Here is a 26389-nt window from a genome sequence, read left to right as displayed (position 1 = left end):
TTGCCTACATTTTCAAAAAAGGCTGGGGATATGGCTGGGGTCATCAATAATGGCCGCCGGGTGCTGAGCAAACAGTTCTCCAAAGGAGCGAAAGCCCCAGGACACACCGATGGTCTCTATCCCCGCGTTGCGCCCGGTGATCATGTCCACATCACTGTCGCCAAAGTACATAGCCTCCTTGGCGCTGCAGCCCAGCGCCTCCAGCGCCATACGCACAGTGGTGGGGTCCGGTTTCTTGGGCAGGTCGTCCGTGGCGCCGATTACCACATCAAAATAGTCTTTGCCAAAGATCTGCTCCACCATACCCCGGGCAGCTTCCGCCGGTTTGTTGGTGACGACGCCCAGGCGAATGCCCCTGGTCTTTAAGTCATCCAGCGCCGCCTGAATCCCGGGATAGGCATGGGCGTGATCCATTTTAACAGCGTTATACCTCACCTTAAACATAGCGTAAGCTTCTTCCAGCTGTTCCGGTGAGAGTTGGTGCTCAAAAGCGCGCTCCACCAGCTTTTTGGCGCCGTTGCCTACCAATTTCTTATAATCTGCCTGGGTCCACTTGGGCGTGCGGCCGTACTGCTCCAGCACATAGTCCGTAGCCAGTCCCAGGTCATCAATCGTATTCACCAGCGTGCCGTCCAAATCAAAGATGGCGCACTTAAACTGCGTATTCAATACAGATCCCTCAAATCCTGTTCTTTATTCTTGCGAGCCTTATGGATCAGCCGAGCCGCCACCGCCACCACTGCCGCAGCGCCCACCGCACCGGACGCCCAGTAAATGCGCCGGTCCTGGGCTTTGCCGTCTGCTGACAGCTGGCCGCTTTTAACCCGAGCCCACAAGTCGTTTTGCAGCTCCAGAATATTCTGGGGCAAATTGTAAAAATACTGTCCCTTAGGCCATACCTTGGGGTACACCACCGGATTGCCGTACAGGGAATTGTTCTCATCCTGCCGCACCGCCAAATTGGGTGAAGCGTAGTAGATATACTCCTGATTGGCAAGCGCTACTTGTGGCTCTTGCATAAAGTTGATAAACGCCTCGGCGCCCTTTTTGTTTTGTGTGCATTTGGGCACGCACATGGCGTCATAAAACAGATTGACACCTTCCTCCGGAAAGCAGTAACCCAGATCCGGATTGTTGTCTTGCATCAGGATATAATCGCCGGCATAATAGGTGGCAAAGGCATACTCCCCGCTTTCCATCAGGTTGAACACCTCATCCATCACATACACCGGGTGCACCGCATCCTTTTGCTTGGCGAGCAGCTCCGCCGCCGCGTTCCAGTCCTCCTCCGAGGTGGTGTTCAAATCCTGTCCCAGCATGAACTGAGCCAGTGCAAAAGCGTCTCTGGAATTGTTAAACATCAGCACCTTGTCCCGGTACTGTTCGTCCCACAGCACAGACCAGCTTTTAGGCGCTTCTTTCACCAGCTTTTTGTTATAGATCAGCACCGTGGTGCCAATGTTGTAGCACACGGTGTACTTCTGCTGGGGGTCAAAATACAGCCCCTTGCAGTCCGGGGCAATATACTTGTCATAATTGGGAATATTGCCGTAGTCCAAAGGCAGCAGCATATCCTCCTCCAGCAGGCGCTGGATCATATAGTCCGAAGGAATGATCACATCATAGGACACACCGCCGCCGGACAGCTTGGAATACATATTTTCGTTTGATTCAAAATTGGTATAATTCACCTTGGCACCGGTGAGCCGCTCAAATTCCTTAACGGTATTCATAGCCCCTTCCTGCCCCTCGGAGATATACTCGCCCCAGTTATACACATTCACCGTAGTGCCTTGCAGACCCAGGTTCTTGTAATAGGCCTTTTGCGCCGGCGTGAAAACATCATCCGCCGCAAAGGCGCTGACGGGCATTGCCAGCAGCACCAGCAGGGTCAGCAGAAAAGAAAAACACTTTTTCATTGGCGCTCCCCCTTCTCCCGCTTCTCCGCTCTGGCCTGCATCCAGTTGGACAGGATCAGCAAAACCAAAATGGTCAAGAACATCAGAAATGACAAGGCGTACATATCCGGCTTCACCCGCTTTTTGGTCATAGAGAAAATGTAGATGGGCAGGGTCTGGAAGCTGGGTCCGTTGGTAAAGTAGCTGATGATAAAATCGTCCAGCGACAGCGTAAAGCTCATCACACAGCCGGTGATGATACCACTGAGAATCTCCGGAAATACGGTCTTAAAAAACGCCCGCACCGGCTTGCAGCCCAGGTCCACCGCCGCCTCGTAAATATTCATATCAAACTGGTGCAGCTTGGGAATCACATTCAAAATCACATAGGGCAGACTAAAGGTCACATGGGCAATCAGCAACGTCCAAAAGCCCAGCACATTGCTGCGGTGCACCAGTCCCCCGGCAAAGACGAACAGCAGCATCATAGAGATGCCGGTAACGATCTCCGGGTTCATCATGGGCACATTGGTCAGCAGCATCAGCGAGCGCTTATAGAGCTTGTGCCGACTGTTAAAGATACCCACCGCCGCCATTACGCCCAAGAGCGTGGACACCGCAGCGGTGCACAGTGCCAGCACCACGGTATTTTGCAGGGCGTGCATAGCCGCTGCGTTGCTGAACAACTCCTTGTACCAATGCGTCGAGAAGCCTTGCAGCATATAGGTGTTGGCGCTGCCATTAAAGGAGAACAGCCCGATCACCAAAATCGGCGCATACAAAAACACATAGATCAGTGCCTGATAAATCTTGCCGATGGCAGAGGCTTTCTTGCTCATACGATCACACCTCCGTCACTGCTGTCGTCCGCGCCAAAGCGGTTCATCACGCCCAGACAAATCAAAATCAGCACCATCAGCACCAGGGACAGCGCAGCCCCCAGGTTGTAGTTATTGGCGCTTTGAAACTGGGTCTCAATCACATCGCCAACCAGCACCACCTGGCCGCCGCCCAGCTTTTGGGTAATATAAAAGGTAGATACGCAGGGCACAAACACCATGGTAATGCCGGAGAGTACACCGGGCAGGGACATCGGCAACACCACCCGCTGAAACACCTGATGCCGACTGCTGCCCAAATCCTCTGCCGCCTCAATCAGCGAGCCGTCCAGCTTGGACAGTACGGAATAAATAGGCAGAATCATATAGGGTAGGAAATTATAAACCATACCCAATATTACAGCACCGCCGGTGTTGATCAGCTTGGCCGGCTCCAGCCCCACGGCGGTCAAAAAGCTGTTGATCACGCCGGAGTCACCTAAAATCGTCATCCAGCTGTAAGTACGAATGAGAAAGTTCATCCACATGGGCAGCATCACCAAGAGCACCACCGTTCGCTGGCGGCGCGCCGCGTGCTTGGAGATCAAATAGGCAAAGGGGTATCCCAAAAGCAGACAGATCACCGTGGCAGCCAAGCCATAGAGTACCGACAGCAAAATGGTAGACAGATAGGACGGGATTTGGCTCACCGAGTGGAGAGAAAAGGCGCCGCCGGTGTCCGTAAACGCATAGTAGACCACCATGCAAAGGGGCGCCAGTACAAACAGCACCGCCCAAAGGGCATAGGGCTTGTCCAGCAGTTTACGACCCAGATTGCTCATTGCTCTCCTCCTCCCAGTTATAATCGGCATCCGAGATATGGTCCATCTCGTCCGAGAAGGTGGAATAGTCGCCAAATTCGCCGCTGTACTCGCTGCGCTTCATAATATGAATAGCGTCCGGCTCAATATACATACCCACGGTATTGCCCGCCGCATGGTAATGCGTGGTCTGCACCATCCAGATAAAGCCGCCCACATCCACAAAGATCTCAAAGAACACACCCTTGAACACCACATCTGTAATGGTGCCGGTCAGGGCTGCCTTATGCCCCGGGTCGCACAGACGAATATCCTCCGGGCGCACCACAGCCTCTACAAATTCATTGGGGGCAAAGCCGCTGTCCAGGCAGTCAAAGGTCACGCCGCCAAAGCGCACCACATAATCCCGCACCATCACAGCGTCCACGATATTGGACTCTCCTATAAAATCCGCTACAAAGGCGTTTACCGGCTCGTTATAAATATCCTCCGGGGTGCCGATCTGCTGAATTTTGCCCTTATCCATCACCACCACCGTGTCGCTCATAGACAGCGCTTCCTCCTGGTCGTGGGTCACATAGATAAAGGTAATGCCCAGCCGCTTTTGAATGGCTTTCAGCTCCTTTTGCATATCCTTTCTCAGCTTTAAATCCAGCGCGCCCAGCGGCTCGTCCAGCAACAGCACATGGGGGTGATTGGCCAAAGCACGGGCAATGGCCACTCGCTGCTGCTGCCCGCCGGACAGAGAGGAGATACTCCGCTTTTCAAACCCTTTCAGGTTTACCAGCTCCAGCATTTCCGCCACCGTTTGGCGTACCTCGCTGCGGCTCTTCTTTTGCAGTTCCGGGCCGAAGGCGATGTTCTCATACACATTTAAATGCGGAAAAAGAGCATAACGCTGAAAAATGGTGTTCACCCGGCGTTTGTGCGGGGGCACATCATTGATGACTTTGCCTTCAAAGACCACTTTCCCACTGTCCGGCTGCACAAAGCCGGCAATACAGCGCAGCGTTGTGGTCTTGCCGCAGCCGGAGGGTCCCAGCAGCGTTATAAACTCTTTTTCATTTATATACAGATTCAGTTTGTCTAAAATCACATTGTCGCCGTAGCTGACCGTGATGTTCCGCAGGTCAATGATCTTTTCCAATTATGCACTTCCTCTTTTGTCAGAAAGCCGCCGCTCTCCGCCCGATTTTTTAGCTTTCGCCTATACTTAAATTTCGTTTTAAGCAATAAGACTAATATATGCATTTTTGCACCGATTGTCAATACGAAACAAAAAAATCAGAAAATTTTTTCCGCGATTTGCTGTCCCTGCGCTGCCAGTTCAATGGCCTGGGGCACTCGGGCAAAATCGCACACCATGGACTTGGGCTTCATATAGCAGTTATCCATGCCAAAGGGCACAAAATAAAAGTGCTTGTAATTGAGCAGCTGGCCGATATTCTTGGCAGCGCCGCCCAAAGCGTCATTGGTGGACACGCCAATGACCACCGGGGCGTCATTGCGCAGGTGGCTCTTGGCAGCCATCGTAACCGCCGTGTCCGTAATACCCGCTGCCAGCTTTGCCAGCGTGTTGCCGGTGCAGGGCACAATGGCCAGCACATCAAACATTTTCTTTGGTCCCACCGGCTCCGCCTGGGCAATTGTGTGGATAATACTGTTGCCGGTAATGGCAATCAGCCGATTTTGAATATCCACCGCGTCTCCAAAGCGGGTGTCCGTGGTGTAAGCCGTCTGGCTCATAATGGGCGTTATGGTATGACCGGCCCGCACCAGCACCTCCAGTGCCTCCAAGGACTTAGCAAAGGTGCAAAAGGAGCCGGTCAGGCAATACCCGATCTTCATTCCAGTCCCTCCTCAATCATTTCGGCCACAGTCTCGCCGATCAGCGCACCGGCAGTCTCCGGGGCGGTGCGGCCGGGCAGATTGCGTCCGTCCACCACCGTGATTCCCAGAGTGTGGGCCATCAGCGTATCCACCCCGCCGGGGAAGGACGCCAGGTCCACCAGTACCGTGTCTCGCCGCAGCGCCTGTAGCTCTCGCTTGGTAAAAATCATGTGGGGCACCGTATTATAGACCAAATCATAATTCCCCGGCTGCACCAGACCGGAAAAGTCCGTATGCCGGGCACCGGCAAACAGCGCCTGGGTCTTGCTCAGGGCACTGCGGGAACACACGGTCACATCGGCGCCGTGGGCCAGCAGCAGCCCGGAGAGTACCCGACCGATTCGCCCATAGCCACACACCAACACCCGGCTGCGGTAGAGCGCCCGCTCCAGATGATTTTGCGCCAACCACAGGGCGCCCTCGGCGGTGAGTATGCCGTTTTTCTCCGCAAAATTCTCATTTTTGCAGTAGTCCAGCGTGCCGGGATAGCTGCCGCCTCCTAAAAAAACGGTCTTGCCGTCCAGTCCCTCCAGCATATAATCCTTTGCCGGCACCGGCAGCAGCACAAAGTCCGCCGCCTGCACCTCCTCCACCTGCCGATAGGAGCACTGCTCCAGGTAAGCCGCCGCATACGCCATACGCCGATCGGCGGTAAACGGCACGGCAAATGTATCCAGTTTCATCTCTACACCCCACAACGGCATTTTGTGCCTATTCCTTTCTACTCCATATTCTATGACAGAAAATTTTTTCAGTTCCTGCGGAATATGTATTTATTTTTCCGCCTTTTGGTAGTATAATATGAAAAAAGAATTGGGAGGTTCTCTCATGAAAGATATAGATACTTTACTAAAGGAAGTCAAGCGCATCCACTTTATCGGCATCGGCGGCTCCGGCATGTGTCCCCTGGCCGAAATCCTGCTGTCCCTGGGCTATCAGCTGTCCGGCTCGGACAATAACGACACCGAGACTTTTCGCCGGATTGAAAAAGAGGGTGCAAAAGTCTATTTGGGCCAGACCAAGGCCAACCTGACCCCGGATATTCAGCTGGTAATTTACACCAACGCTATCTTAGAGGGCAATGAGGAGCTGGAATGGGCTAAGACGCATTACCCCTGCTTTGAGCGGGCAGAGCTGCTGGGCGCCATGAGCCGCATTTTCTCCAACTGCATCGGCATCAGCGGCACCCATGGCAAGACCACCACCTCTTCTATGACCACCCAGGTGCTGCTGGAGGCAGGGCTGGACCCCAGCGCCGTCATCGGCGGCAAGCTGCCTGCCATTAACGCCTACGGCCGCTACGGCCACAGCCAAAACTTTGTATGTGAAAGTTGCGAATACAACAACACCTTTTTGCATATGGATCCGGACATTGCGGTGGTGCTGAACATTGACCGGGATCACCTGGATTTCTTTGGCGATCTGGAGCACATTCAAGAGGCATTCATCAAATTTGCCAACAAGGCCACGCGCACGGTGATCTATAACGGCGACGACGCCAATACCGTAGAGGCCATGGCCCAGGTGACCGGCAAAAAGATGATCACCTTTGGCACCGGCGACCACTGTGACTGGCAGGCCAAGAACATTCATGTGCCCGGCGGGTTCCACTCCGATTACGATGTGTACCACAATGGGCAGTTCCTTTGCCACGCAGAGATTTGCGTGCCCGGCGCGCATAATATTCTCAATTCTCTGGCTGCCTTTGCCGCTGCCTATGAAAGCGGCGCCAAGCCGGAGGATATTTGCCGAGGGCTAAAGGACTTTCACGGTGCCCACCGGCGGTTTGAGCTCACCGGCACCTACTGCGGCGTAACCTTTGCCGACGATTACGGTCACCACCCCACCGAGTTGCAGGCCACTCTGCGCGCGGCTATGCAAATGGGCTACAAGCGGGTATGGGCGGTGCACCAGCCCTTTACCTTCAGCCGCACCAGCGAGTTGCTGGACGACTTTGCCCGGGTGCTGCAAATTCCGGACAAGTGCGTGATCTCTGCCATTATGGGCAGCCGCGAGGTAAACACCATCGGCATTCACGCCAAGGACTTGGCAGATAAGATCCCCGGTGCCCTGCAGCTGGATACTTTCCCGGAGATCGCCAAGTATGTGACCGACCATGTGGAGCCGGGTGACTTGGTGCTGACCCTGGGCTGCGGCGATGTGTATAAGGTCAATCAAATGATGGTCAAGATCATGAAAGACAAAGAAACCAACGCAAAATCATAGCATAAAGGAACAGCCTTTCCGACAATGAACGGAAAGGCTGCTTTTATATATCTTTTTATTTGTCCAGCGGTTCGATATGTACCGGGTGTTCCTTGTCGTCGATCTCAATATCCCCGCCGCCTTTGCTCCAAAGCGCGTAGCCGTCAGTAAGGGTGATCTCATTCTCAAAAATACGAATACCGCTGTGAACGGGCGCGGTGATCTTGCCGCCCAGCGTGATCGGCTCCACCAGCACCGCCGCCAGCGTGGGCCAAAACCGCTTTTGCCGCAGGGTTGGCAGGTGGAATACATTGTGATGAATTTGCATATCCCGCACCGGGCCGGACTCATACCAGTCGTTGGCGTCATTGCTGACGAACACATTGGCCATAAACACATGCTCAAAGGTGTTGTGATGAATATCTACATGACCGCCGGAGGTACAGAGAATGCCCCGGGTGGGAATGCCGTGAATGGAACAACCGCTGATTTCCACATTCGGGCAGTAGCTGGCATTCTCAATCACCACATTCTGCTGGCCTCGGAACTTGGCGTCTATATCCTCCGGCAAAGGCCGATCAAAGGTCAAGGTGCAGGTTTTGGCATCTATATCGTCCTCCGCCGCAGCCACGGTATTTTCTTCTCCACAGGGCTGCAAAGAGCTGCGATAATAAAAACGCACCGTATCGCCGGGGAAGAACGCCCGGTAGCCGCCCTGCTGTCGGTGCACGAACTGAAATACCGCCGTATGGTCGTCAACGCGGCGCACAAAGCGCAGGAACGCACCGTGAATGTTGATCGCGTCGTCATGGGCCTGGGTAAAGGAACAGTCCTTTATGGTAACCGTGCCCTTACAGCCGCACACATGAATACAGTCCGCAAAAGACGACACATGATGCTGCGAATCCGGGTGAAAGTGCACCCCGGTAAAGGACACATCCCGGCACATTTGGGTCAACCAGCCAAAGCCGTGCAGGTAATTCACCGTCACCTGTGCCACGGCAAGGTCGCTGCTCTCGGAGAAAAAGGCGCCTGCCGTCTCTCGGCAGTTGTTCATAGAGAGAGCGACCGTCTCCCCGATCTGATATTTCTTCTTCCGCAGGGACCATACATCGAAGGTGCGCGCCCCGGTGCGGCGGGTGCGGTGCAGTCCAAAAAACGGCTGGTCCACCTCACGGAACACCGTCTCCCCCTGGTGACGCACGGCGCAGCTGCTGTTCTCGTTGTTGCGCATTTGCCAGTAATTCTTCTTGGTAAAGGGACTTTGCTCAAAAAAGACCACGCTGCCGCCGTCCATATAAAAGGGCTGATTCTCCGGCACTCGATAGCTGACCGTGTGGCCTTGCTTGGCGGTCACCTCCAGCTCCACATTGGTGGGGCAGGCGTAACGAATGGTAAAATTCCGCAGAGTGATCTGCCGACACCGCAGTACGCCTAAAGCGCTGATGTTGCCGTGGAACACAAAAACGGAGCCGTCCCCGTCCAGGGTCAGTTGCTCTTTATCCTGCAACAAAATGCCAAAGGTCTTTTTCGGCCGCTGAAAGCTGTCTGTATTGCTGGTGTGTACCAACAAACTTTGGCAATAGTCTTTGTAAAAATGGTACTCCCCCTTAGGAAAGTGCAGGGTGTCCCCCGGCTGCATTTGGCGCAGGGCTTCCGTCACCCCGGCGGCAATATTCTTAGGCAGGCCAAACTGCGTCACTTCATAGATCATAATGAACCTCACAAATAGTACAGATTACCTTTATCATACAAAAAACGGCACGCAAATGCAAGAATTCATTGACAAACAGCGCGCCTAATACTATACTAATTCCTAAAGAATTGGCGTTTATTCGTCATTTTTTCGATTTTGTCTATTACTGTGCTGTACACAGGATTTTGGAGAGCCTATGGACTGGAAAAGCATATATCAGTCAAAGCGAATGACCGTAAACGAAGCCATTGCCCTGATCCATAACGGAGACAAGGTAGTCACCGGCTTTGCCTGCGGCGAGCCGCTGGGCATTGAACGGGCGCTGGTGGAGCAGTACTGGAACTTTCAGGATGTGGAGATCATCTCCATGCTCACCTTAGGGGATTGCCCCTGGACGGCGCCGGAAATGGCCGGGCACTTTCACCTGAACTGTCTGTTTGCCTCTGCCGGTAACCGGAACGCCATTGCCAACGGCACTTGCGACTTTACCACCTGCCATTTTTATGAGATTCCGGACCTGCTGGAGAATTATGTGTGCCCGGATGTGGCAGTGGTGATGGTATCGCCGCCGGACGAGCACGGCTATGTATCCTTTGGCACCACCGTGGACTACACCAAGGGTGTGTGCGGCGTGGCCAAAACCGTAATTGCCCAGGTCAACAGCTATATGCCCCGCACCTTTGGCAACAGCATTCGCCATGTACGGGAATTTGACGCCTTTGTAGAGATCAACGAGCCTCTGCCCCAGGTGCCCTCCGCAGAGATCAGCCAGGTGGAGCTGCAGATCGGCAAAAACCGCGCCGACCTGATCCACGACGGCGACTGCCTGCAACTGGGTATCGGCGGTATTCCCAACGCCGTGTGCGCCCAACTGTGGAACAAAAAGGATTTAGGCCTGCACAGTGAACTGGTAGGCGACGGCGTGGTGGACCTGCTGGAGGCAGGTGTCATCAACAATGCGAAAAAGCAAATTCACCGAGGCCGCACCGTCATTGGCGCCGCCTTGGGTACGGATAAACTGAACGCTTATATCAACAACAATCCATCCGTAGAGATGCACCCCATCAATTATGTAAACAATCCGGCGGTGATCGCCAAGAACGACAATGTGGTCTCCATTAACTCCTGCCTGCAAGTGGACTTGCTGGGGCAGGTGGTCGCAGACACCGTGGGGCTGAACCAATTTAGCGCCGTAGGCGGTCAGGTGGACTTTGTGCGAGGCGCCACCATGAGTCGTGGCGGCCGCTCCATTATTGCCATGCCCTCAACCGCCAAGCGGGGTCACCTTTCCCGCATTGTGCCCATTATCACCGAGGGCAGCGCCATCACCACCCCGCGTAACGATGTGAACTATGTGGTCACCGAGTACGGCGTGGCACAGTTAAAAGGCAAGACGCTCAAGGAACGGGCGCGGGCACTGATCAAAATTTGCCACCCAAAATTCCGACCCAAGCTGGCGTTGGAATACCGTCACAGGTTCAAGGAGGACCCGTTCCCCCGAGAGGAGATCGGCGACTACATCAAAGAAGTACGAGAAGAAGTATACAAAACAGCCGTGTCCATCATCGGCGGCTAATCATATAATACCCAAGCAAAAGGAGAACCAATGGCACTGATAAAAGAAGAACACTTTGGCATTGCACGCAAAATCGTATCCAACATGACCACAGAGAGCTGGCGAGAGATCCCCCACGCCATCGTGATGTACGAGGCAGATGTAACAGATATTTTGCCGGTAGTCAAAGCGTTGAATGCCAACTGCAAAAGCCGGGAGGAAAAGATCACTCTGAATACCGTGATGATGAAGATCATCTGCGAGGGGTTGAAGGCAGCGCCGTCCATGAACACACACCTGCTGTTTAATCGCCGCCTGGTGCGCGGGTGCCTGAAATATTTTGACCACATTGATGTGTCCATGCCCATGCTGCTGCCGGACGGACAGATGATGACCGTCAACATGCGCGATATGGGAAATAAGACCCTCAGCGAAATGACCGCCGCCATTGTGGACACCGAGCGCCGGGCGCGCAATTCCAACATGGACGAGGTCATGTACGAGGTATCGCTGGACAACACCTTGCAGCGACTGAAACAGGGCAAGGTGGCACAGACGGTAATGCGGCTGATCGGCTCCAAGACCGGCGCCCACAAGGTCACCACGCTCCACGGTGCGGAGAAGAAAAAATATTATTCCATCCCCACCACGGATCGCCTGACCAAGAAAGATATTGAGCAGGGCACCACAACCATCTCCAACATAGGCTCTATTTATAGAGAACACAAGGGCAGTTGTGCCCTCTTGGAGATCATTCCGCCCCAAACCACGGCCTTTGCCATTGACTCTATCCAAAAGCGTCCTTGCGTAATCACAGACGCACAGGGCAACGACACCATTGCGGTGCGCCAAATTCTGCCCATCACCATCGCCATGGATCATCGTGCGCTGGATTACAGCGATATCATCCCCTTTATGCGCAAGCTGGACGAGATCTTTGCCAATGCAGAAGTGCTCAAGCAGTGGAAATAATCCGCCCCCTTCATACACGCCATACCCCCTTTGGCGCGTATGCCAAAGCGGCAGCCTTTCGGCTGCCGCTCTTTTTTATATTTGGTATTTGGTTTTACTTTTTGCTCAGCTCCACGGTGGCCTGGTAAGTGCCGTAGGCCCAGGTGCCGTCTGCCTTTGCAATGCTGACGGTCACCGGCAGTTGGCGGGTGCCGGTCTTAATGCTCTCGCCCTTCTTGGCGGTCAGATCGCAAGAGAGCATCACATTCTTGGCCTTTAGTCCGCGAATGGCGCTTTTTGGTCCGATGATGGTCACCGAGTCGCTGTTCAGCGCTGTTACCTTGGCAGTGTAGCCCGCCGGCACATTGTTCAGCTTAACCCCGGCGGCAGACACATCAATGTCCTTGCTGGTGTAATCCGAGGGCACCACCACCCGTACGGTGACTTTCTCTGTATCGTCCAATACGGTGATTCCCTCCAGCTGGGTGGCGTTAAAGGTAAAGGTGTTTTCCCCTACCCGCAGGTCGGTAAAGTGCACCTCGCCCAGCTCGGCCGCCTTAATATCCGTTCCGGCCAGTACGCCGGCGCGAATGCTGTCTGTACTGTAATAAATCTTGATCTTAGACAGATCTACCGACTCCGGCGCGTCTGTTAAGGTCACATGGGTACTCAACTGCTTCACCTTGAGTACCGGTATGGTCAAGGTCAACTTCTCTGCGCCGTAATTCAGGGAAATGTAGTCCACCTTGTTACCGTACACATCCACGGCCTTTGGCTCAATATTGATGGTGGCAGTCTCCGACAGCTTGTCGTTTAAATTCACATCGGCTACTACCTTGCTGACCCGTGCAACATAGGTCTTGGGGCCGCTAACCACCACATTCGGTTCGTTGAGCAGGCTCTCCCCTGCCACAAAGCCGTCTGCCACATAGTCCTTCGTGTTGTAATTCAGCTTAATTTCCATCTCCTGCTCCTCCGGTACATCAAAGTATCCGGTATACACAGTAGGATAATAGCTCTCAACGGTAAAATCGCCGCTGTCCCCGGCGCTGACACTGATGGGAACCTCGTGGATGCCGGTGGTGGTCACCGAACTGGTTTGCAGCTTCACATCCAAATCGTCGGCAGAAATATCCTTAGCCAGGTACTTCTTGGCTCGTACGGTCACATTCACCGTCATACTGCTCTCGCCGTAGCACTTAAATCCCAACTCCTCCGTCACCGTGTCGGAAAAGTCGATCTTCAGCGGAACAGAAATATTCTTGGTGGTCTCCGGTGACAAATTCATCGAGGTGGCAATCCAAATGCACACCGCCGCCAGCAGAGAAATAATAATTAAGTTCTTGTCATTATAGATCAGCTTGCGCAAAGAAAAGCGCTTTTTGGGCTTTTGCTGTTCGCTCATTTTTTCATCCTCCTTACCAGACGGGAGATAATTTTATCGTCTGAGGAGGAACCGCTGGGCAGAAATTCCGTTTTCAAAATATCGCGCAGATCGCCGTCAGACACATCGTGGTTCAGCACACCGCCTATAGCAACGGAAATGGCACCGGTTTCCTCGCTGACAATCACCACCACAGCGTCGGACTGCTCCGTCAAACCGATACCCGCACGGTGGCGGGTGCCCAGGGCGGAGGACACGCTCTTTTTGGTCAAAGGCAGAATACAACCGGCTGCGTACAGCCGCCCGTCCCGAATCACAAGTGCGCCGTCATGGAGCGGTGATTTGGGGAAAAACACATTCTCAATCAACTGGCGAGAGGCCTTGGCGTGCAGTTCCGTGCCGCTGGCAATAATATCGCCCAGCATCGTCTCGTTCTCAAACACGATGAGGGCGCCCACATGCTGGTCGCTCATATCCGAGCAGGCCTTACAAGTGGCCTCAATACAGTCGCCGATCTCCGCCACATCAATGGCAACTCCCGGGTGAATGATCGTCTTTAGGCTCTTACCGGTGGCGCCTTTACCCACCTGCTCCAAAATATTCCGCAGCTCCGGACTGAATAAAATAGCCGCCAGCAGCAAAATATTGGAAAAAATGCTCTTAAAGATAAAGCTGGAAGCCTCCATGTGCAGCAAATTAACAATGCCATACATCACCAGCAGTAGCAAGATGCCCTTAGCCAACTGCATTGCCCGCGTTTCACGAATAATGCGAATGCAGCCATAAATGATTACGGCCACAAACAGAATATCCAGTGCGTCGCTAATGCCAAAGGTGGAAAACACGCTGAGTATCTTATTAAAGAAGTCGCCGATGGCACTCATACATTCACATCCTCACTTATACAATTCCTTATACTGATTGTAACATACTTTGAAAGTCAAATAAAGGGTTATTCCCGGAATTTTACAGAATTCAGGAAATATTCACATTCGTTCATCCCGGTAAACACGCCGGGACTGATCCGCACAGTGCCCCGCTTATCCGTACCAAAAAACCGATGGGCGCAAGGGGCGCAGTGATACCCGCCACGCACAGCGATCTGCCGGGCAGCCAAATAAGCTGCTGTCTCCTCCGAGGTGCGGTCGTCCACATTAAAGCTGAGCACCGGCACGCCAATATGCTCCGGGGGCGTGTACAGCTTTATCCCCGGACAGGCGGCCAACTCCTCATACAACCATCGGGTCAAGCGCATTTCGTACTCGTGTATTTCTGCCCGACCGGTCTTTTCAATAAACCGCACACCGGCACCCAGAGAGAGAATACCCGGGTTGTTCAGCGTTCCTGCCTCCAGCCGATCCGGCAGATCCGGCGGCATTTGCGGGTCAAAGGAGTGGCTGCCGGTACCCCCTTCGGTCAGGCTGTCCGGTGAAATGCCGTCAGCCAGCGCCAGCACGCCGGTGCCCATGGTGCCGAACAGACTTTTATGCCCCGGGGCGCACAGGGCGGAAATATGCATTGCCTGCATATCAATAGGCAAAATGCCTGCGCTTTGAGCGGCGTCTACCACAAAGAGCCAGCCCTTGCGGTGACAGTAGTCGCCAACAAGCCCCAGCGGGTGTACCACCCCAAACACATTGGAAGCATGGAGCATGGCCACCATCGCCGTATTGGGCTGCTCCAGTGCCCGGATATTCTGTAAAAAGCGGTCCGGGTCCGGGTGATACGGCACCAGGTCGTAGGTGATACGCCCCTCCCGGGCCAGCTTGTAGATGGGTCGAAACACCGCATTATGCTCCAAGGCGGAGATCAGCACATGATCCCCGGGCTTCAGCAGTCCTTTCAGTGCCGTATTCACTGCAGTCGTGCAATTGTTGGTAAACACAATATTCTGCTCCGGGCAATGAAAAAAGCGGCCCAGGCAGTCCCGCACAGCAAAAATCTTTTCTGCCGTCTGCACAGACTCCCGATAGCCGCCACGCCCACTGTTATACGCATACTTACGATTGGCCCGGTACACCGTCTCCAGCACGGAAAACGGCTTGGGATAGGTGGTGGCCGCATTGTCTAAATAAATCATAGCTGCTCCACCCCGGTGATCCGCACCCCATGCTGCCGTAGCAGTTCCAGCGCCTCCCCATCGCCGTCCTCCAGCCGTAACAGATACCCGCATCCGTCCGCCGGGCTGGGGCGCAGCTGCTTGTGTACAAACACACGGTAACCCGCATTTTTCAGCAGCTTGGCCCCCCTTTGTGCGTTGGTCACAGAACCAACCTTGATCTCATATATCATCATAAAAACCCCATTTCCTGTCATAGTTTATCCTATGCGGAAATGGGGTTTTCGTTATGTAGGGTTTACTTTTTGATTACTTACGCTTCTTGGCAGCCTTCTCGGCCTTGCGGCGAGCCAGTTCTGCCTCTTCCTCTGCACGCTTCTCAGCTAAGCGAGCTTCCTTCTGCTTGTCTTCCTCAGCAGCGGCAGCCTTTGCTTCATCATACAAAGCGGCAATTTCGTCAAAGTGCTTGTAATTCTCTTCCTGTACCAGCAGCTTCTGTGCGTCATTGTAGGGCTTCGCCGCACGGTTAAAGCGTGCAAACTCGTCCTGCAAAGCCTTAGATTTTGCCAATACAGACTTACGCTGTGCCTGTACATTCTTAATTTCAGCACGCAACTCACGAACCTTATCCAAGTCCCTCGCCTTGCGGGCAACTTCCTTGGCCTCAACCAATTCAGCAATACGCGCGTCCAGGTCGTCCTCACGATTGAACAGCTCGGTCAGTGCCTCCATATCCGGAGAAACGAATTCTTTTACGGTGCCGTAATACTTATCGTGTGCCTTCTTGGCAGAAATCTTTTTCTTAGCAATTTCAATAGAGAAACTACGGATTTCTTTCTCATCTTCCGTATCCTTCGGCATAGCCTTCGCAGCAGCCAGCTCCCGACGCAGCTCTGCCAAATCAGCAGACTTAATGCCGTCCAGACCCAGCGCATATACCTTAGAATACTCCGCAACCTGATGCTGCGTTACAGGCAGGCCGAACTTATCCAGCTCTTTGCAGACGAACTGAGAAATCTCAATTTCCTCATTGTATTCCAAATCAGCACGATACTGCTTTTTGGCAGCCTTACGCTCTGCCTTATCGCTGATATTGCGATAGCTGCTCTTATCTACGGTCTTAGGTGTAGCAACAGCCATTTCACGGGCGTTGTTTACCATATCAATGGCTTCAACAATCTGGTGATTATTCAGCGCCTTGTTGCCAAAGTCCTCAAACAGAGAACGCACCTGCAACACGCGGATTACGCTCTTTTGCTTCTTCTCATTAAAATCATAGAAGAAGTAAGGCGCCATATTCAGGAATGCACCCACGGCAGCCATAATAATCAGCACGCTCATCAGCTTGTACAGCAAGTCCGGGTCGCCGTTGTTTACATCCAAAATATCAAAGGAGTTTTTGTAGCCGTTGCCCTCATACACGCCGTATCTCTGATACACAGCAGGCAGAACGGCAGAGGTCAGCAATGTTACGATATTACCAATGGTCAGCACGGTTGCAAACATACCGTCAATACGCTCACCGGAACGATACTGCTGATAGTCACGAATATCTGCCTGAATGGCAGGTGTGGTAATCTGTTCAAATGCACCAACCAACCAGTTAAAGTACACGCAGATAAACAGCCACCAAATGCTGCGCATATTGATAATCATAGAAAGAATACAAACAATGTTTGCAAAGTTTACGGCAATCAGTACCTTCTTCTTGCCCCACTTGCGAATACAAATGGGGGCCAATAACATACCCCACAAAGAAGCGTTACCGGTCAAGGTTTGAATCAAGGCGAATGTACCGCCACTGCAGGTATGACCGTAGTTATAAGACCAGGTCAAAATATTGCCGTATGCACTCTCCAAGAAGCCAATCCATCCGGCCAAAGCAATAATCCAGAAATACTTATTCTTGGCAACTGCCTTAAAGGAGTCAATAAAGCTAATCTGAATGGTATGGGTCTTAGCCTGCACGATTTTTTCCTGTGTGTTGGCATAAACCATAATGGTCAGCACCATACCGAGAACGGCAAACACCGGGTAAGAAATCCGATACACACGAATATCATACAGGTCGTTGTTGGTGGCAAACTGCGCAACCAACGGCAGCACGATATTGATGATAGACGGTGCTAAGGAATACACAACGCTCTTGATTGCCAAAACATCCGTTCTCTCCTGCGTATTGGGAGAAAGCACGTGAATCAAGTTGGTATATGCATCCTGGAAGAAGTTAAAGAAGAACTGCAGCAACAAGTTAAAGATCAATACCATGACGCACTTAGCTATGTAGCCGCCCTCGTACCCCATAATCTTACCGGAGAATAAGGAATACATAGAATCATACGGGAACCACACATACGCCAAGGAAATCACGGCGGTAGGAATACCCATAGAAATCAGGTAGGGACGATATTTACCGCCCTTACCGCGTGTATTATCTACCATGTTGGCACGCACCGCCGTCAGCGGAATGTTTGCCAAGGTAGAAATCAGGTAAAGCACATACATATCCATAGGTGCAACGCCGATTGCGCCGCCTACGATCATATTTGTGGTAGAGACGACTAGCGCAGCGCCCATAGAAATCAAGAAGTATGCGCCGATACCGCCTACGGAATAAGCAGCCACCTCTTTGAAAGACATATACTTGCCTTTCGGCGGTTCTGTCCAGTAGTACTTAATGTTGTCGATGAGGCCTGTGGCTTTTGCTTTCAGGCCGGTTTGTTCTGCCATTGGATCTCCCCCTGTGTCATATTTCTGCAATATTATAACAAATCGGTTTATCAATTACAACCAAAAAAGAAATTTGTCCGCAGAAATTTTCTGTGCAACTTGTAATGTCCAAAATATTTTTAGACATTTTTCTCTGTTTTTGTCTATTATTTTCCAAAATGTGCAGAATTCATAGACAAATGATACAAAAAAACCGCCGAAAGTTTTTCGGCGGCTCCAAAGCGGCGGTGTCGGGTTACACATCACTTCGCTTGGTTGTTATTTGTTCCTTTACAGAGTAAAGGCGGCGGTCTTACCGCTGTACAAGACGGCAGTTAGGGTGTTGCCCTCCAGCGTAAAGTACGCACAGGAGCGTAGGGCGGCATAGGGGTTCTTTTTCATCTTCACTGCCGGCGCCTTTTCATTATCCGAGTAGGTAAAACCTTTTTGCAGTCCACCGGTTTGCAGTTCCTTATCCGTCATAGCAAAGCAGGTCAGCCCCTCCCCTTTGCGCACAGACAGCTCCGTTGCCACATCAAAGTTATACACCGTGTCGCCCAGGGTACAACGGGTAAAGTACCAGGGATTACCGGCGGCGTCCTTGCCGACGATATGCCCGGCGTCCACCCCGCCCTGTTGCAGCAGGAACTCAAACATACCGCTGATGGCAGCACTCATGCCCTTGCCTTGCAAAATGGCGGTGTAAGTGTCGGTCGCACTGTCGTCATAAGTCGTGTGGGTTGCCACATAGTGGTACACATTGAGGAGATACACATTATTGCTCACCGTGCCCTTGCCGCAGGCTTTCAGAATGGTATGGACCTTTTGGGAAAAGGCGCCCACCAGCCGGCGATGCGTATCCGTATCGTTTTTATATTTGATGGTCACGCCGGAATTGTCGCTGTTCACCGAAACCGTGTCCACCAGCGCCATCAGCGGAAAGCCTGTGTACAGCAGCCGGTTCACATCGTCCATCATATCCGTATTCACCCGCACGGCCACACCGCCCTCTGCAATGGCTTTGGCGATCTTCTCATACGCCCGCACAGCACTGGGGTCCGTCTGCTTATAATGGCTGTCATACGTATAGGCCAGGGTGTAAGCGGCAGGCGCAGCCGTGGTCGTCTCCTCCTTACCATCCTTTGAGCAGGCAGAGAACAGTCCCACCGTCAGTACCAGTGCCAGCAGTACAGAAATCGTCTTTTTCATAAAACACCTCAACGCAGTTGAGCAAACAAATGCTCCGTATTTGCAAAAAAAGTTTGGTAAGCCCGGCAATAATCCGTGCCCACTCGGTTGCGCTTGCAGCCGCCGCCCCGACAAAGCGTGAACCAGCGGCAGGTCTTGCACGCCGGGGGCAACTGAAAAGAATTCTTTAAGAATTCCACCATCTTTTCACTATGGAAAAAGCCGTCAAAATCCCCGGCACAGATATTGCCCAGGTACCAATCATCGGTACAGTAAAAGTCACAGGGGTAGGTACTGCCGTCCGCCTCCACCACAAACTGGGTAGCGCAGGTGCCGTTCATACCGCACTGCTCTGCGTTCTGCCCCCGAGCCAGCAGCAAGTAATTGTCAAACATACGCACAGACACCGGGTTACCCCGCAGGGCATCGTTGGCATACAGCTTGAACCCCTGCTGCAAAAAGGCGGCGTAGTCGTCATCGGTCATAAACAGATCCTCCGGCGCATCCATGGCAAAGGGGCGCAGGCAGGGTATGTACTGCAAGTGGCGCAGCCCTTGCTGCTTAAAGAAGCGATAGGACGATCGCACATGGGTAGCACCGTAAGCGGTGAGCACCGAGAGAATATTAAAAGGCACCCTGCGCCGGGTCAGCAGCTGCACACCGTGAAACACATCGTCAAAGGAGCTGCGTCCGTCCGGGTACACCCGGTAACGGTTGCCCTCCCGGTCGCCGTCCAGAGACACACCCACCAAACAGCCGTATTCCAAAAACAGGTCGCACCATTCGTCGTCCAGCAAAGTACCGTTGGTCTGCACGCAGAACTGGACGGTCACGCCGGGGCGCTGCCGTTCCTTGCAAGAGGAGAAGAAAAAGCGAAAAAAGTCTTTCCCCGCCAGCAGCGGTTCCCCGCCCTGAAAGGTAAAATATACCGGTCCGTCCCCGGCAAAAGCCAGGGCTTTGTCCATCACCTGCAAGGCGGTATCCCGGGTCATATAACCCTTGTTCTCCGTCTGCCGGGTAGCAGCCAGGTCGTGGTAAAAGCAGTATTTACACCGCAGATTGCAGTTGCCGGAAGCCGGCTTGAGCATCACTGAAATGGGCATAAGCGCCTCCGTTAGCGTACTTGAATTTGGGACAGCACCTGCCCCACCTTTTGGTGCAGCACCAAGTCTGCCAGCTTGTCCGCCGGGGTAGGATCCCGGTTAATGAGTACAAAGTGCTCCCCCTGAAAGTAGCGGATAAAGCCCGCCGCCGGGTACACAGAAAGAGATGTACCCGCCACGATCAGGCAGTCTGCCCGGGCAATGGCATGTACGGCGCCCTCTACGGTCTGTTGGTCAAGTCCTTCCTCATACAGCACCACATCCGGCTTGATAATCCCACCGCAAACGCACCGGGGTATACCGGCAGCCTCTGCCACCGCCTCCACACCGTAGGCTCTGCCGCAGCGCATACAGTGATTACGCAGCACGGAGCCGTGGAGCTCATATACCGTGCGGCTGCCCGCTGCCTGGTGCAGGCCGTCAATATTCTGGGTCACCACAGCGGTGCACTTGCCTGCTTGCTCCAGCTCTGCCAATTTGTAATGGGCAGCGTTAGGCTTGGCATGCGGGCACAGCATTTTGCTGCGGTAAAAGCGGTAGAATTCCGCCGGGTTCTCGTCAAAAAAGCTGCGAGAAAGGATCTGCTCCGGCGGATAGTCATATTGCTGATGATACAAGCCGTCCACACTGCGAAAGTCCGGAATACCGCTCTCGGTAGACACCCCGGCGCCGCCAAAAAAGACGATGCGCCGAGAACGATCTACAATTTCCTGTAAAGTCATCCTTTAATCCTCACTGCGGCGCGCGCCACGGGGCTTTCCGCAGTCACGCCGTTTGTTTTGGTTTGCGCCACCAGGCGATAGGCGGCGGTTTTGCCCCGCTTGGGGGCTGTGTCGATATAGCGGGTGCCGGTAAGCGTTACCACCCGGCGGTATTTGCCGCGGATGCTGCCGTCTCTACGGTAAAGCACATATTGCTTGGCGCCGGGGACCGCTTTCCACTGCAGGGCGATCTTGCCCTTATATTTGCCACGGCGGATCCGGCCGCCTACCAGGCGGGTACTGCCTATGGTTGAGAACTTCATATTCTTGCTGCCCTGCGCGATTCCCTGCCCCTTGGTGTTGCCGGTAAGCCGATCGCCCACGGTGGTCAGGGCAGTTCCCGGCTGGGAACTCATCCCATAGCGACGGCAGCCGCTGATCCGATTGCTGCCGGTGGCGGCAGTGCTCTTCTCCGCCAGGCAAATGCCGTTATGACCCATTGCCTGAATGGTATTGCGCAGCAGACGCGCCTTTTTGCTCCGCTGCACAAAAATGCCGTTGGTGGCCCCGGCGCGAATGGTGTTTTCCGTCACCTCTACCCCGTTGCTGTCCACAATGCAAACGGCGCTGGAGCGGCTGTTCGTTACCGTATTGCTCCGCAGCTCGTTGTTGTGGGAGGCGTCCATACACTTCAGCCCGTTGTGTAGGGCGGTGCAAGTATTTTTCTCGATCAAATTACCACTGCTGCCGTGAAGGAGAATTCCCACAGTGGTCTCCGCCGCCGCACCGGTATGGGTAATGCGGTTGTCTGCAAGCGTGCAGTTTTGCAGATCGGTGCCGGTGATCCCGCCGCCGGTGGTGGTAAGGGTGTTACCACTGACCGTCAGGTTATAGACTGCATAATTTCCGGCAGGCATTTTGCCGGTGGCCTTGCCGCCGTACAGAAACATACCCCTGGGCTTGTCCATCTCCGCTGTTTGACAAACGGAGATGATATTGTCGGTAATGCGGCTGCCGCAGTCCGTATTGCGCTTACCCAGCACCTTGCCGCTGCCGTCGGTGAACACATCGGTCACGCCGCTGTTTTTGCACATATAATATGCCACGCCCCGACCGCAGTCGGTGATGGTGTTCTTCTCGACCACTGTATCCACATAATTGGTGCACACAATAGCCGTGCCTTGCAGGCGCCGAAAGGTGTTGCCACGAATGGTAACGCCCTTCTGATACCGCCCGGCAAAGGCGTTGCGGGTGCCTACCCCGCAGATCAGGTCCTGAAATGTGCAGTCCTCTACGGTGATCTTTTGGTTCATCGTGCCGTCATAGGCCGGAAAGTTGGCGAAGTGCCGATTTTTCTCTAAAATATCAATTTGCAGCGCCTCCGCACTGCTCTCCGTTTGATTGGTCTGACCGGAGAACAGGCAGTTTACGAACCGCACATTGTACCCGGCGGCCAATTCTGCGTGGTGGGAGTCTGTGTTGTTGAGAAATGCCGTGCCGTCCACGGTCACATTCTTGCAATGCGCCAGGCGCAGCAGGCAGGAGCCGTTGGTATTGCCCGGCGCATAATCCAGCGTGCCGCCCCGCAGCGTGCAGTTCTCCAACGCAGAATATTCGGTGTAGTCCTTGCCGGTACGGTCCCGATTGGGTGAGATAAAGATGTTACCCTTGCCTGCATTGGCATTGAGTAGGGTCACCCCTGTCAGGTTCAGGGTCATATCAGACGCCAGCACAGCGCTCTTTGTCATTCGATATTCCCCGGGGGTCACGGTAACCGTGCAGGTGCCGTAGGCGCCGCTGCGCACCGTGTCCAGCGCCGATTGCAGCGCCGGGCAAGCGTTCTCCGGATCCATGGGCGCAGCGTAGCACACCTTCCCGCTGCTGTCCCGCACAGTCACGCTCTCCCCTGCATAAGCAGCAAAGGGCGCGCCCGCCACTGCCAGTAGCAGCCAAAAGGCCAAAAACAGCGGAAGGCACCGGCGAAAAAAACGCATTTTTTGCATAAAAACTAAAAACTCCCTCTTTACTTCTATTCCTGTATATATTAGTATAGTAGACTGAAAGTGTCAAGAAAGCAGGTGCGTTTTTTTGAAAAAAGCATTGATCGCCATGAGCGGCGGCGTGGACAGTTCCGTGGCCGCCAAGCTGATGTTGGACGCCGGGTACGACTGTATGGGTGCCACCATGAAGCTATTTGATAGCGACGATATTTTGATGGCCCAGCGGGAAAAGACCTGCTGTTCCCTGTCCGATGTGGAGGACGCCCGCAGCGTGGCCCGCCGACTGGGTATGCCCTATCAAGTGTTCAATTTTAAAGGCGACTTTAAGGAAAAGGTCATTGATAAATTTATTGCCACCTATGAGGCAGGCGGCACCCCCAACCCCTGCATTGACTGCAACAAGTGCTTAAAATTTGACACCCTGTGTCGCCGCGCCATCACCCTGGGCTACGACTATGTGGTCACCGGCCACTACGCCCGCATTGACTGCGTGGACGGCCGCTATCGGCTGCGCAAGGCGCTGGACGACAAAAAGGATCAAAGCTATGTGCTCTATAATCTATCCCAGGAGCAGCTGGCCCACACCCTGTTTCCCTTAGGTGAGCTGCATAAGGACCAGGTGCGCGCCATTGCAGAGGAAAACGGCTTTATCAACGCCCACAAAAGAGAAAGCCAGGACATTTGCTTTGTGCCGGACGGGGACTACGCCGCCTTTATTGAAAGCTATACCGGCCGCCACTATCCCCCCGGGGATTTTGTAGACACACAGGGGAATGTACTGGGCCGCCACAAGGGCATTATTCGCTACACCATCGGCCAGCGCCGTGGGCTGGGTCTTGCGCTGCCGGCGCCGCTGTATGTGTGCAAGAAGGATCCGGAAAGCAACACGGTGACCCTGTGCCCCAACGACCAACTGAACAGTACGGTGGTACGGGTGACCGAGTTCAACTGGCTGAGCATTGCAGCGCCTGCCGAACCGCTGCATGCTGCTGCCAAGATCCGCTACAATATGCACCAGGCGCCCTGCACCGTAGAGGTGCTGCCCGGCGGCGATGTACAGCTAACCTTTGACGCGCCGCAACGAGCGGTGACCCCCGGTCAGGCTGCCGTTATTTATGACGGCGACACGGTACTGGGCGGCGGACGCATTGTGTAGTTGCAATTTATCACTTTAACTTGCTAAAGAATTTCGTTGACAAAGCCCGCCTGCGGTGCTATAATTTTCACACAGTCCTATAAGAGGATTATAAGTTAGCCAGGAAGGACCTAAATCCTATGACGGATTATTCCATTACCCTGCCGTCCTATTCCATCGGCGAGCAGGTTTACAAGCAAATTCCAACGGTGTGCGCGCCCTTTGGCGCCACAGCGGTGGTGATCGGCGGACACAAAGCCATGGCAGCGGTGCGGGAGCGTCTGCTGGCCGCGATCCAAGGCAGCGCCGTGACCATTACGGATTTTGTGTGGTACGGCGGCGAGGCCAGTCGGGAGAACATTGCTGCCTTGGCAGAGAACCCGGCAGTGGCAGCAGCAGATATGATCTTTGCTGTTGGCGGCGGCAAGGCACTGGACACCGGCAAAGCCTATGGGGAAGAAAGCGGCAAGCCGGTATTCACCTTTCCCACCATTGCCTCCACCTGCGCGGCCACCACGGCAGTATCGATTCTGTACCACGCAGACGGCACCTTTTTGGCGCCGGATTTTCACAAAGCGCCGCCGGTGCACGCCTTTATTCTGCCCTCGGTGATTGCAGCCGCCCCACGGCGCTATATTTGGGCCGGTATGGGCGACACTTACGCCAAGTATTTTGAAGCGGAGATGAGCTCCCGAGGTGAAGCGCTGGTGCACTACCATGCCCTGGGTGTAAATGTGAGCCGAATGTGCTTGGACCCGCTGCTTACCTACGGTGCACAGGCCATGGCAGATATAGATGCCGCGCGCTGCACCTATGCAGTGGAGCAAGTGATTCTGGCTATCATCGTCACCACCGGCATTGCCTCTATTTTGTTGACGGCAGAGCATATTGTGGATTACAATTCCGGCCTGGCGCACGCCGTGTTTTACGCACTCACCGCCTGGCCCCATATTGAGGCGCGCCACCTGCACGGTGAAGTGGTGGGCTTTGGCGTGCTCATTCTGCTGCTGACCGACGGCAATTTGGACGGCTTCCGCCAGATGTACGCTTTCAACAGAAGCGTGGGACTCCCCACCGCCCTCTCCCAAGTGGAGATGACCGGTGCCGATGTGGAAAAGCTGGTGCCCCTGGTAGCCAAAATGCCGGACATTGCCCACAACCCCTACACCATAACCGAGGAAATGCTGCACAAAGCCTTTGCAGACCTCGATTATTATAATCAACACCAAGCGTTTAAGGAGAATGAATGATGAAAAAGTTTTTTGCCACCCTGCTGTGCCTGGCACTGGTTGCCGGCCTGTTCGCCGCCTGCTCCGGCAGCAAAGATAACAATGCCAAAGCAGACAGCAAGAAAGTAGGCATTGCCGTGCTGTCTGAGAACGGTGCCTTTACCGATATGCGTACCGGGATCGAGTCTAAGCTGAAAGAGAAGTACGGCGACAATGTGACCTGCGTGTACAAGAACGCTGCCGGTGACGCCGCCAGTCTGAGCACCATTGTGTCTGACTTTGACAACGGCGATTATGACGCAGTATTCACCATCGCCACCCCGGCCACGCAGGCGTTTGTGAACCAGGAGTCTGAAACCCCTTGCTTCTTCTGCGCCGTATCCGACCCGGTAGCTGCCAAAGTAATGTCCGCGCTGGACACCCCGGACAAAAACGCTACCGGTACTTCCAACGCCATTCCGGTATCTGAGATCATTGACATGGGCTACAAGCTGACCCCGGATGTAAAAAAATGGGGCTTTATTTACTCCACCAGCCAGGTGAACGCCACCTCCACCGTTAAGGCGGCCGAGAAGTACCTGGACAGCAAGAAAATCGCTTATGCGGAAAAGACCGTGGAAAACTCCGCCGATGTGAAGTCCGTCACCCAGTCCCTGATTGACGGCGGCTGTGATGTCATCTTCGTACCCAACGACTCTGTGGTACAGGACGGTGTGTCTGCCCTGACAGAGCTGTGCCAGGAGAAGAAGATTCCCACCTACTGCTCCTCTGCCACCACGGTTGCCTCCGGCTGCACCGCCACCCTGGCCATTGACGACAAGGGCATCGGCGAAAAGACCGCAGAAATGGCTATTCAGTATTTTGACGGCAAAAAGGTAGCGGAGATCCCCGCCCAGGTGTGCGGCATCGACTACTGCTCCGTAAACAAGACAGCGCTGGCTGCCGGCGGTTTGGCTACTCCCACCAAGGATACCGTTGGCTATGAGGTCAAGGTGCTGGAAGCAGCAAAATAAGCAACATAAATCACAAACCGGCGGGCGCGCTGCA

The 26389-nt window shown here is 53.8% G+C and carries 23 protein-coding genes; 6 read left to right on the top strand and 17 right to left on the bottom strand.

Features of this window, described 5'->3' with window-relative positions; all coding sequences use genetic code 11:
• Positions 1-12: 12 nt before the first annotated feature.
• From OGM59_02620 to OGM59_02590, 7 genes are all read right to left on the bottom strand, one after another.
• Positions 13-669 carry an HAD-IA family hydrolase gene (locus OGM59_02620; protein UYI91384.1) on the bottom strand — a complete coding sequence of 219 codons (657 nt, stop codon included), beginning with the start codon at positions 667-669 and terminating at the stop codon, positions 13-15.
• On the bottom strand, positions 666-1919 hold the full coding sequence (locus tag OGM59_02615; protein ID UYI91383.1) for a spermidine/putrescine ABC transporter substrate-binding protein: 1254 nt from the start codon (positions 1917-1919) through the stop codon (positions 666-668). Before OGM59_02615 ends, OGM59_02620 begins: the two co-directional genes overlap by 4 nt.
• Entirely contained in the window at positions 1916-2737 is an 822-nt protein-coding gene (locus OGM59_02610; protein ID UYI91382.1) for an ABC transporter permease, read from the bottom strand. The genes OGM59_02615 and OGM59_02610 overlap by 4 nt, the downstream gene beginning before the upstream one ends.
• Positions 2734-3558: an ABC transporter permease gene (locus OGM59_02605; GenBank protein UYI91381.1), complete on the bottom strand. Its 825-nt coding sequence runs from the start codon at positions 3556-3558 to the stop codon at positions 2734-2736. Before OGM59_02605 ends, OGM59_02610 begins: the two co-directional genes overlap by 4 nt.
• Positions 3539-4684, bottom strand: a complete 1146-nt coding sequence (locus tag OGM59_02600; GenBank protein ID UYI91380.1) for an ABC transporter ATP-binding protein — start codon at positions 4682-4684, stop codon at positions 3539-3541. Before OGM59_02600 ends, OGM59_02605 begins: the two co-directional genes overlap by 20 nt.
• 137 nt (positions 4685-4821) lie before the next feature.
• Positions 4822-5385 (bottom strand): dipicolinate synthase subunit B, encoded by a 564-nt coding sequence (locus OGM59_02595; protein UYI91379.1) that lies wholly within the window; start codon positions 5383-5385, stop codon positions 4822-4824.
• On the bottom strand, positions 5382-6110 hold the full coding sequence (locus OGM59_02590; GenBank protein ID UYI91378.1) for a hypothetical protein: 729 nt from the start codon (positions 6108-6110) through the stop codon (positions 5382-5384). Before OGM59_02590 ends, OGM59_02595 begins: the two co-directional genes overlap by 4 nt.
• A 145-nt stretch (positions 6111-6255) precedes the next feature.
• On the opposite strand from OGM59_02590, the gene murC reads away from it, so the two are divergent.
• Complete coding sequence (murC, locus tag OGM59_02585) at positions 6256-7653, top strand: UDP-N-acetylmuramate--L-alanine ligase (protein ID UYI91377.1); 1398 nt, start codon at positions 6256-6258, stop codon at positions 7651-7653.
• Between the two features lie 55 nt (positions 7654-7708).
• On the opposite strand, the gene OGM59_02580 is transcribed toward murC, so the two are convergent.
• Positions 7709-9346 (bottom strand): hypothetical protein, encoded by a 1638-nt coding sequence (locus OGM59_02580; protein ID UYI91376.1) that lies wholly within the window; start codon positions 9344-9346, stop codon positions 7709-7711.
• Positions 9347-9524: 178 nt separating this feature from the next.
• Here OGM59_02580 and OGM59_02575 point away from each other — a divergent pair, with 178 nt between their 5' ends.
• The gene (locus tag OGM59_02575) at positions 9525-10904 is read left to right on the top strand and encodes a 4-hydroxybutyrate CoA-transferase (protein ID UYI91375.1); all 1380 of its coding nucleotides are present in this window, start codon (positions 9525-9527) and stop codon (positions 10902-10904) included.
• Positions 10905-10934: 30 nt separating this feature from the next.
• The gene (locus tag OGM59_02570; protein ID UYI91374.1) at positions 10935-11855 is read left to right on the top strand and encodes a 2-oxo acid dehydrogenase subunit E2; all 921 of its coding nucleotides are present in this window, start codon (positions 10935-10937) and stop codon (positions 11853-11855) included.
• 94 nt (positions 11856-11949) lie between these two features.
• Here OGM59_02570 and OGM59_02565 read toward each other — a convergent pair whose 3' ends face one another.
• The 9 genes from OGM59_02565 to OGM59_02525 form a co-directional block, all read right to left on the bottom strand.
• Positions 11950-13239 carry a CdaR family protein gene (locus OGM59_02565; GenBank protein ID UYI91373.1) on the bottom strand — a complete coding sequence of 430 codons (1290 nt, stop codon included), beginning with the start codon at positions 13237-13239 and terminating at the stop codon, positions 11950-11952.
• The gene (gene cdaA / locus OGM59_02560; protein UYI91372.1) at positions 13236-14102 is read right to left on the bottom strand and encodes a diadenylate cyclase CdaA; all 867 of its coding nucleotides are present in this window, start codon (positions 14100-14102) and stop codon (positions 13236-13238) included. The genes OGM59_02565 and cdaA overlap by 4 nt, the downstream gene beginning before the upstream one ends.
• Before the next feature lie 68 nt (positions 14103-14170).
• Complete coding sequence (locus OGM59_02555) at positions 14171-15298, bottom strand: aminotransferase class V-fold PLP-dependent enzyme (protein ID UYI91371.1); 1128 nt, start codon at positions 15296-15298, stop codon at positions 14171-14173.
• Complete coding sequence (locus OGM59_02550) at positions 15295-15513, bottom strand: hypothetical protein (GenBank protein ID UYI91370.1); 219 nt, start codon at positions 15511-15513, stop codon at positions 15295-15297. Before OGM59_02550 ends, OGM59_02555 begins: the two co-directional genes overlap by 4 nt.
• A 73-nt stretch (positions 15514-15586) precedes the next feature.
• Complete coding sequence (locus tag OGM59_02545) at positions 15587-18007, bottom strand: MFS transporter (protein ID UYI91369.1); 2421 nt, start codon at positions 18005-18007, stop codon at positions 15587-15589.
• Between the two features lie 270 nt (positions 18008-18277).
• Positions 18278-19195, bottom strand: a complete 918-nt coding sequence (locus OGM59_02540; GenBank protein UYI91368.1) for a hypothetical protein — start codon at positions 19193-19195, stop codon at positions 18278-18280.
• An 8-nt stretch (positions 19196-19203) separates the two neighbouring features.
• The gene (locus OGM59_02535; protein ID UYI91367.1) at positions 19204-20277 is read right to left on the bottom strand and encodes a radical SAM protein; all 1074 of its coding nucleotides are present in this window, start codon (positions 20275-20277) and stop codon (positions 19204-19206) included.
• Positions 20278-20288: 11 nt separating this feature from the next.
• Entirely contained in the window at positions 20289-20999 is a 711-nt protein-coding gene (locus tag OGM59_02530; protein ID UYI91366.1) for an NAD-dependent protein deacylase, read from the bottom strand.
• Positions 20996-22981 (bottom strand): right-handed parallel beta-helix repeat-containing protein, encoded by a 1986-nt coding sequence (locus OGM59_02525; GenBank protein ID UYI91365.1) that lies wholly within the window; start codon positions 22979-22981, stop codon positions 20996-20998. The genes OGM59_02530 and OGM59_02525 overlap by 4 nt, the downstream gene beginning before the upstream one ends.
• Positions 22982-23087: 106 nt before the next feature.
• On the opposite strand from OGM59_02525, the gene mnmA reads away from it, so the two are divergent.
• The 3 genes from mnmA to OGM59_02510 all read left to right on the top strand — a co-directional run bounded on the left by mnmA (position 23088) and on the right by OGM59_02510 (position 26355).
• Positions 23088-24134 carry a tRNA 2-thiouridine(34) synthase MnmA gene (gene mnmA / locus OGM59_02520; protein UYI91746.1) on the top strand — a complete coding sequence of 349 codons (1047 nt, stop codon included), beginning with the start codon at positions 23088-23090 and terminating at the stop codon, positions 24132-24134.
• 119 nt (positions 24135-24253) lie between these two features.
• Positions 24254-25363: an iron-containing alcohol dehydrogenase family protein gene (locus OGM59_02515; protein UYI91364.1), complete on the top strand. Its 1110-nt coding sequence runs from the start codon at positions 24254-24256 to the stop codon at positions 25361-25363.
• Positions 25360-26355 carry an ABC transporter substrate-binding protein gene (locus OGM59_02510; GenBank protein UYI91363.1) on the top strand — a complete coding sequence of 332 codons (996 nt, stop codon included), beginning with the start codon at positions 25360-25362 and terminating at the stop codon, positions 26353-26355. The genes OGM59_02515 and OGM59_02510 overlap by 4 nt, the downstream gene beginning before the upstream one ends.
• Positions 26356-26389 lie beyond the last annotated feature (34 nt).

It is taken from the genome of Oscillospiraceae bacterium (genome assembly GCA_025757685.1).
Lineage (GTDB): Bacteria > Bacillota > Clostridia > Oscillospirales > Acutalibacteraceae > CAG-217.
Note: the sequence above shows the minus strand (reverse complement) of the source record. Positions and strands in the feature narration are given on the sequence as shown.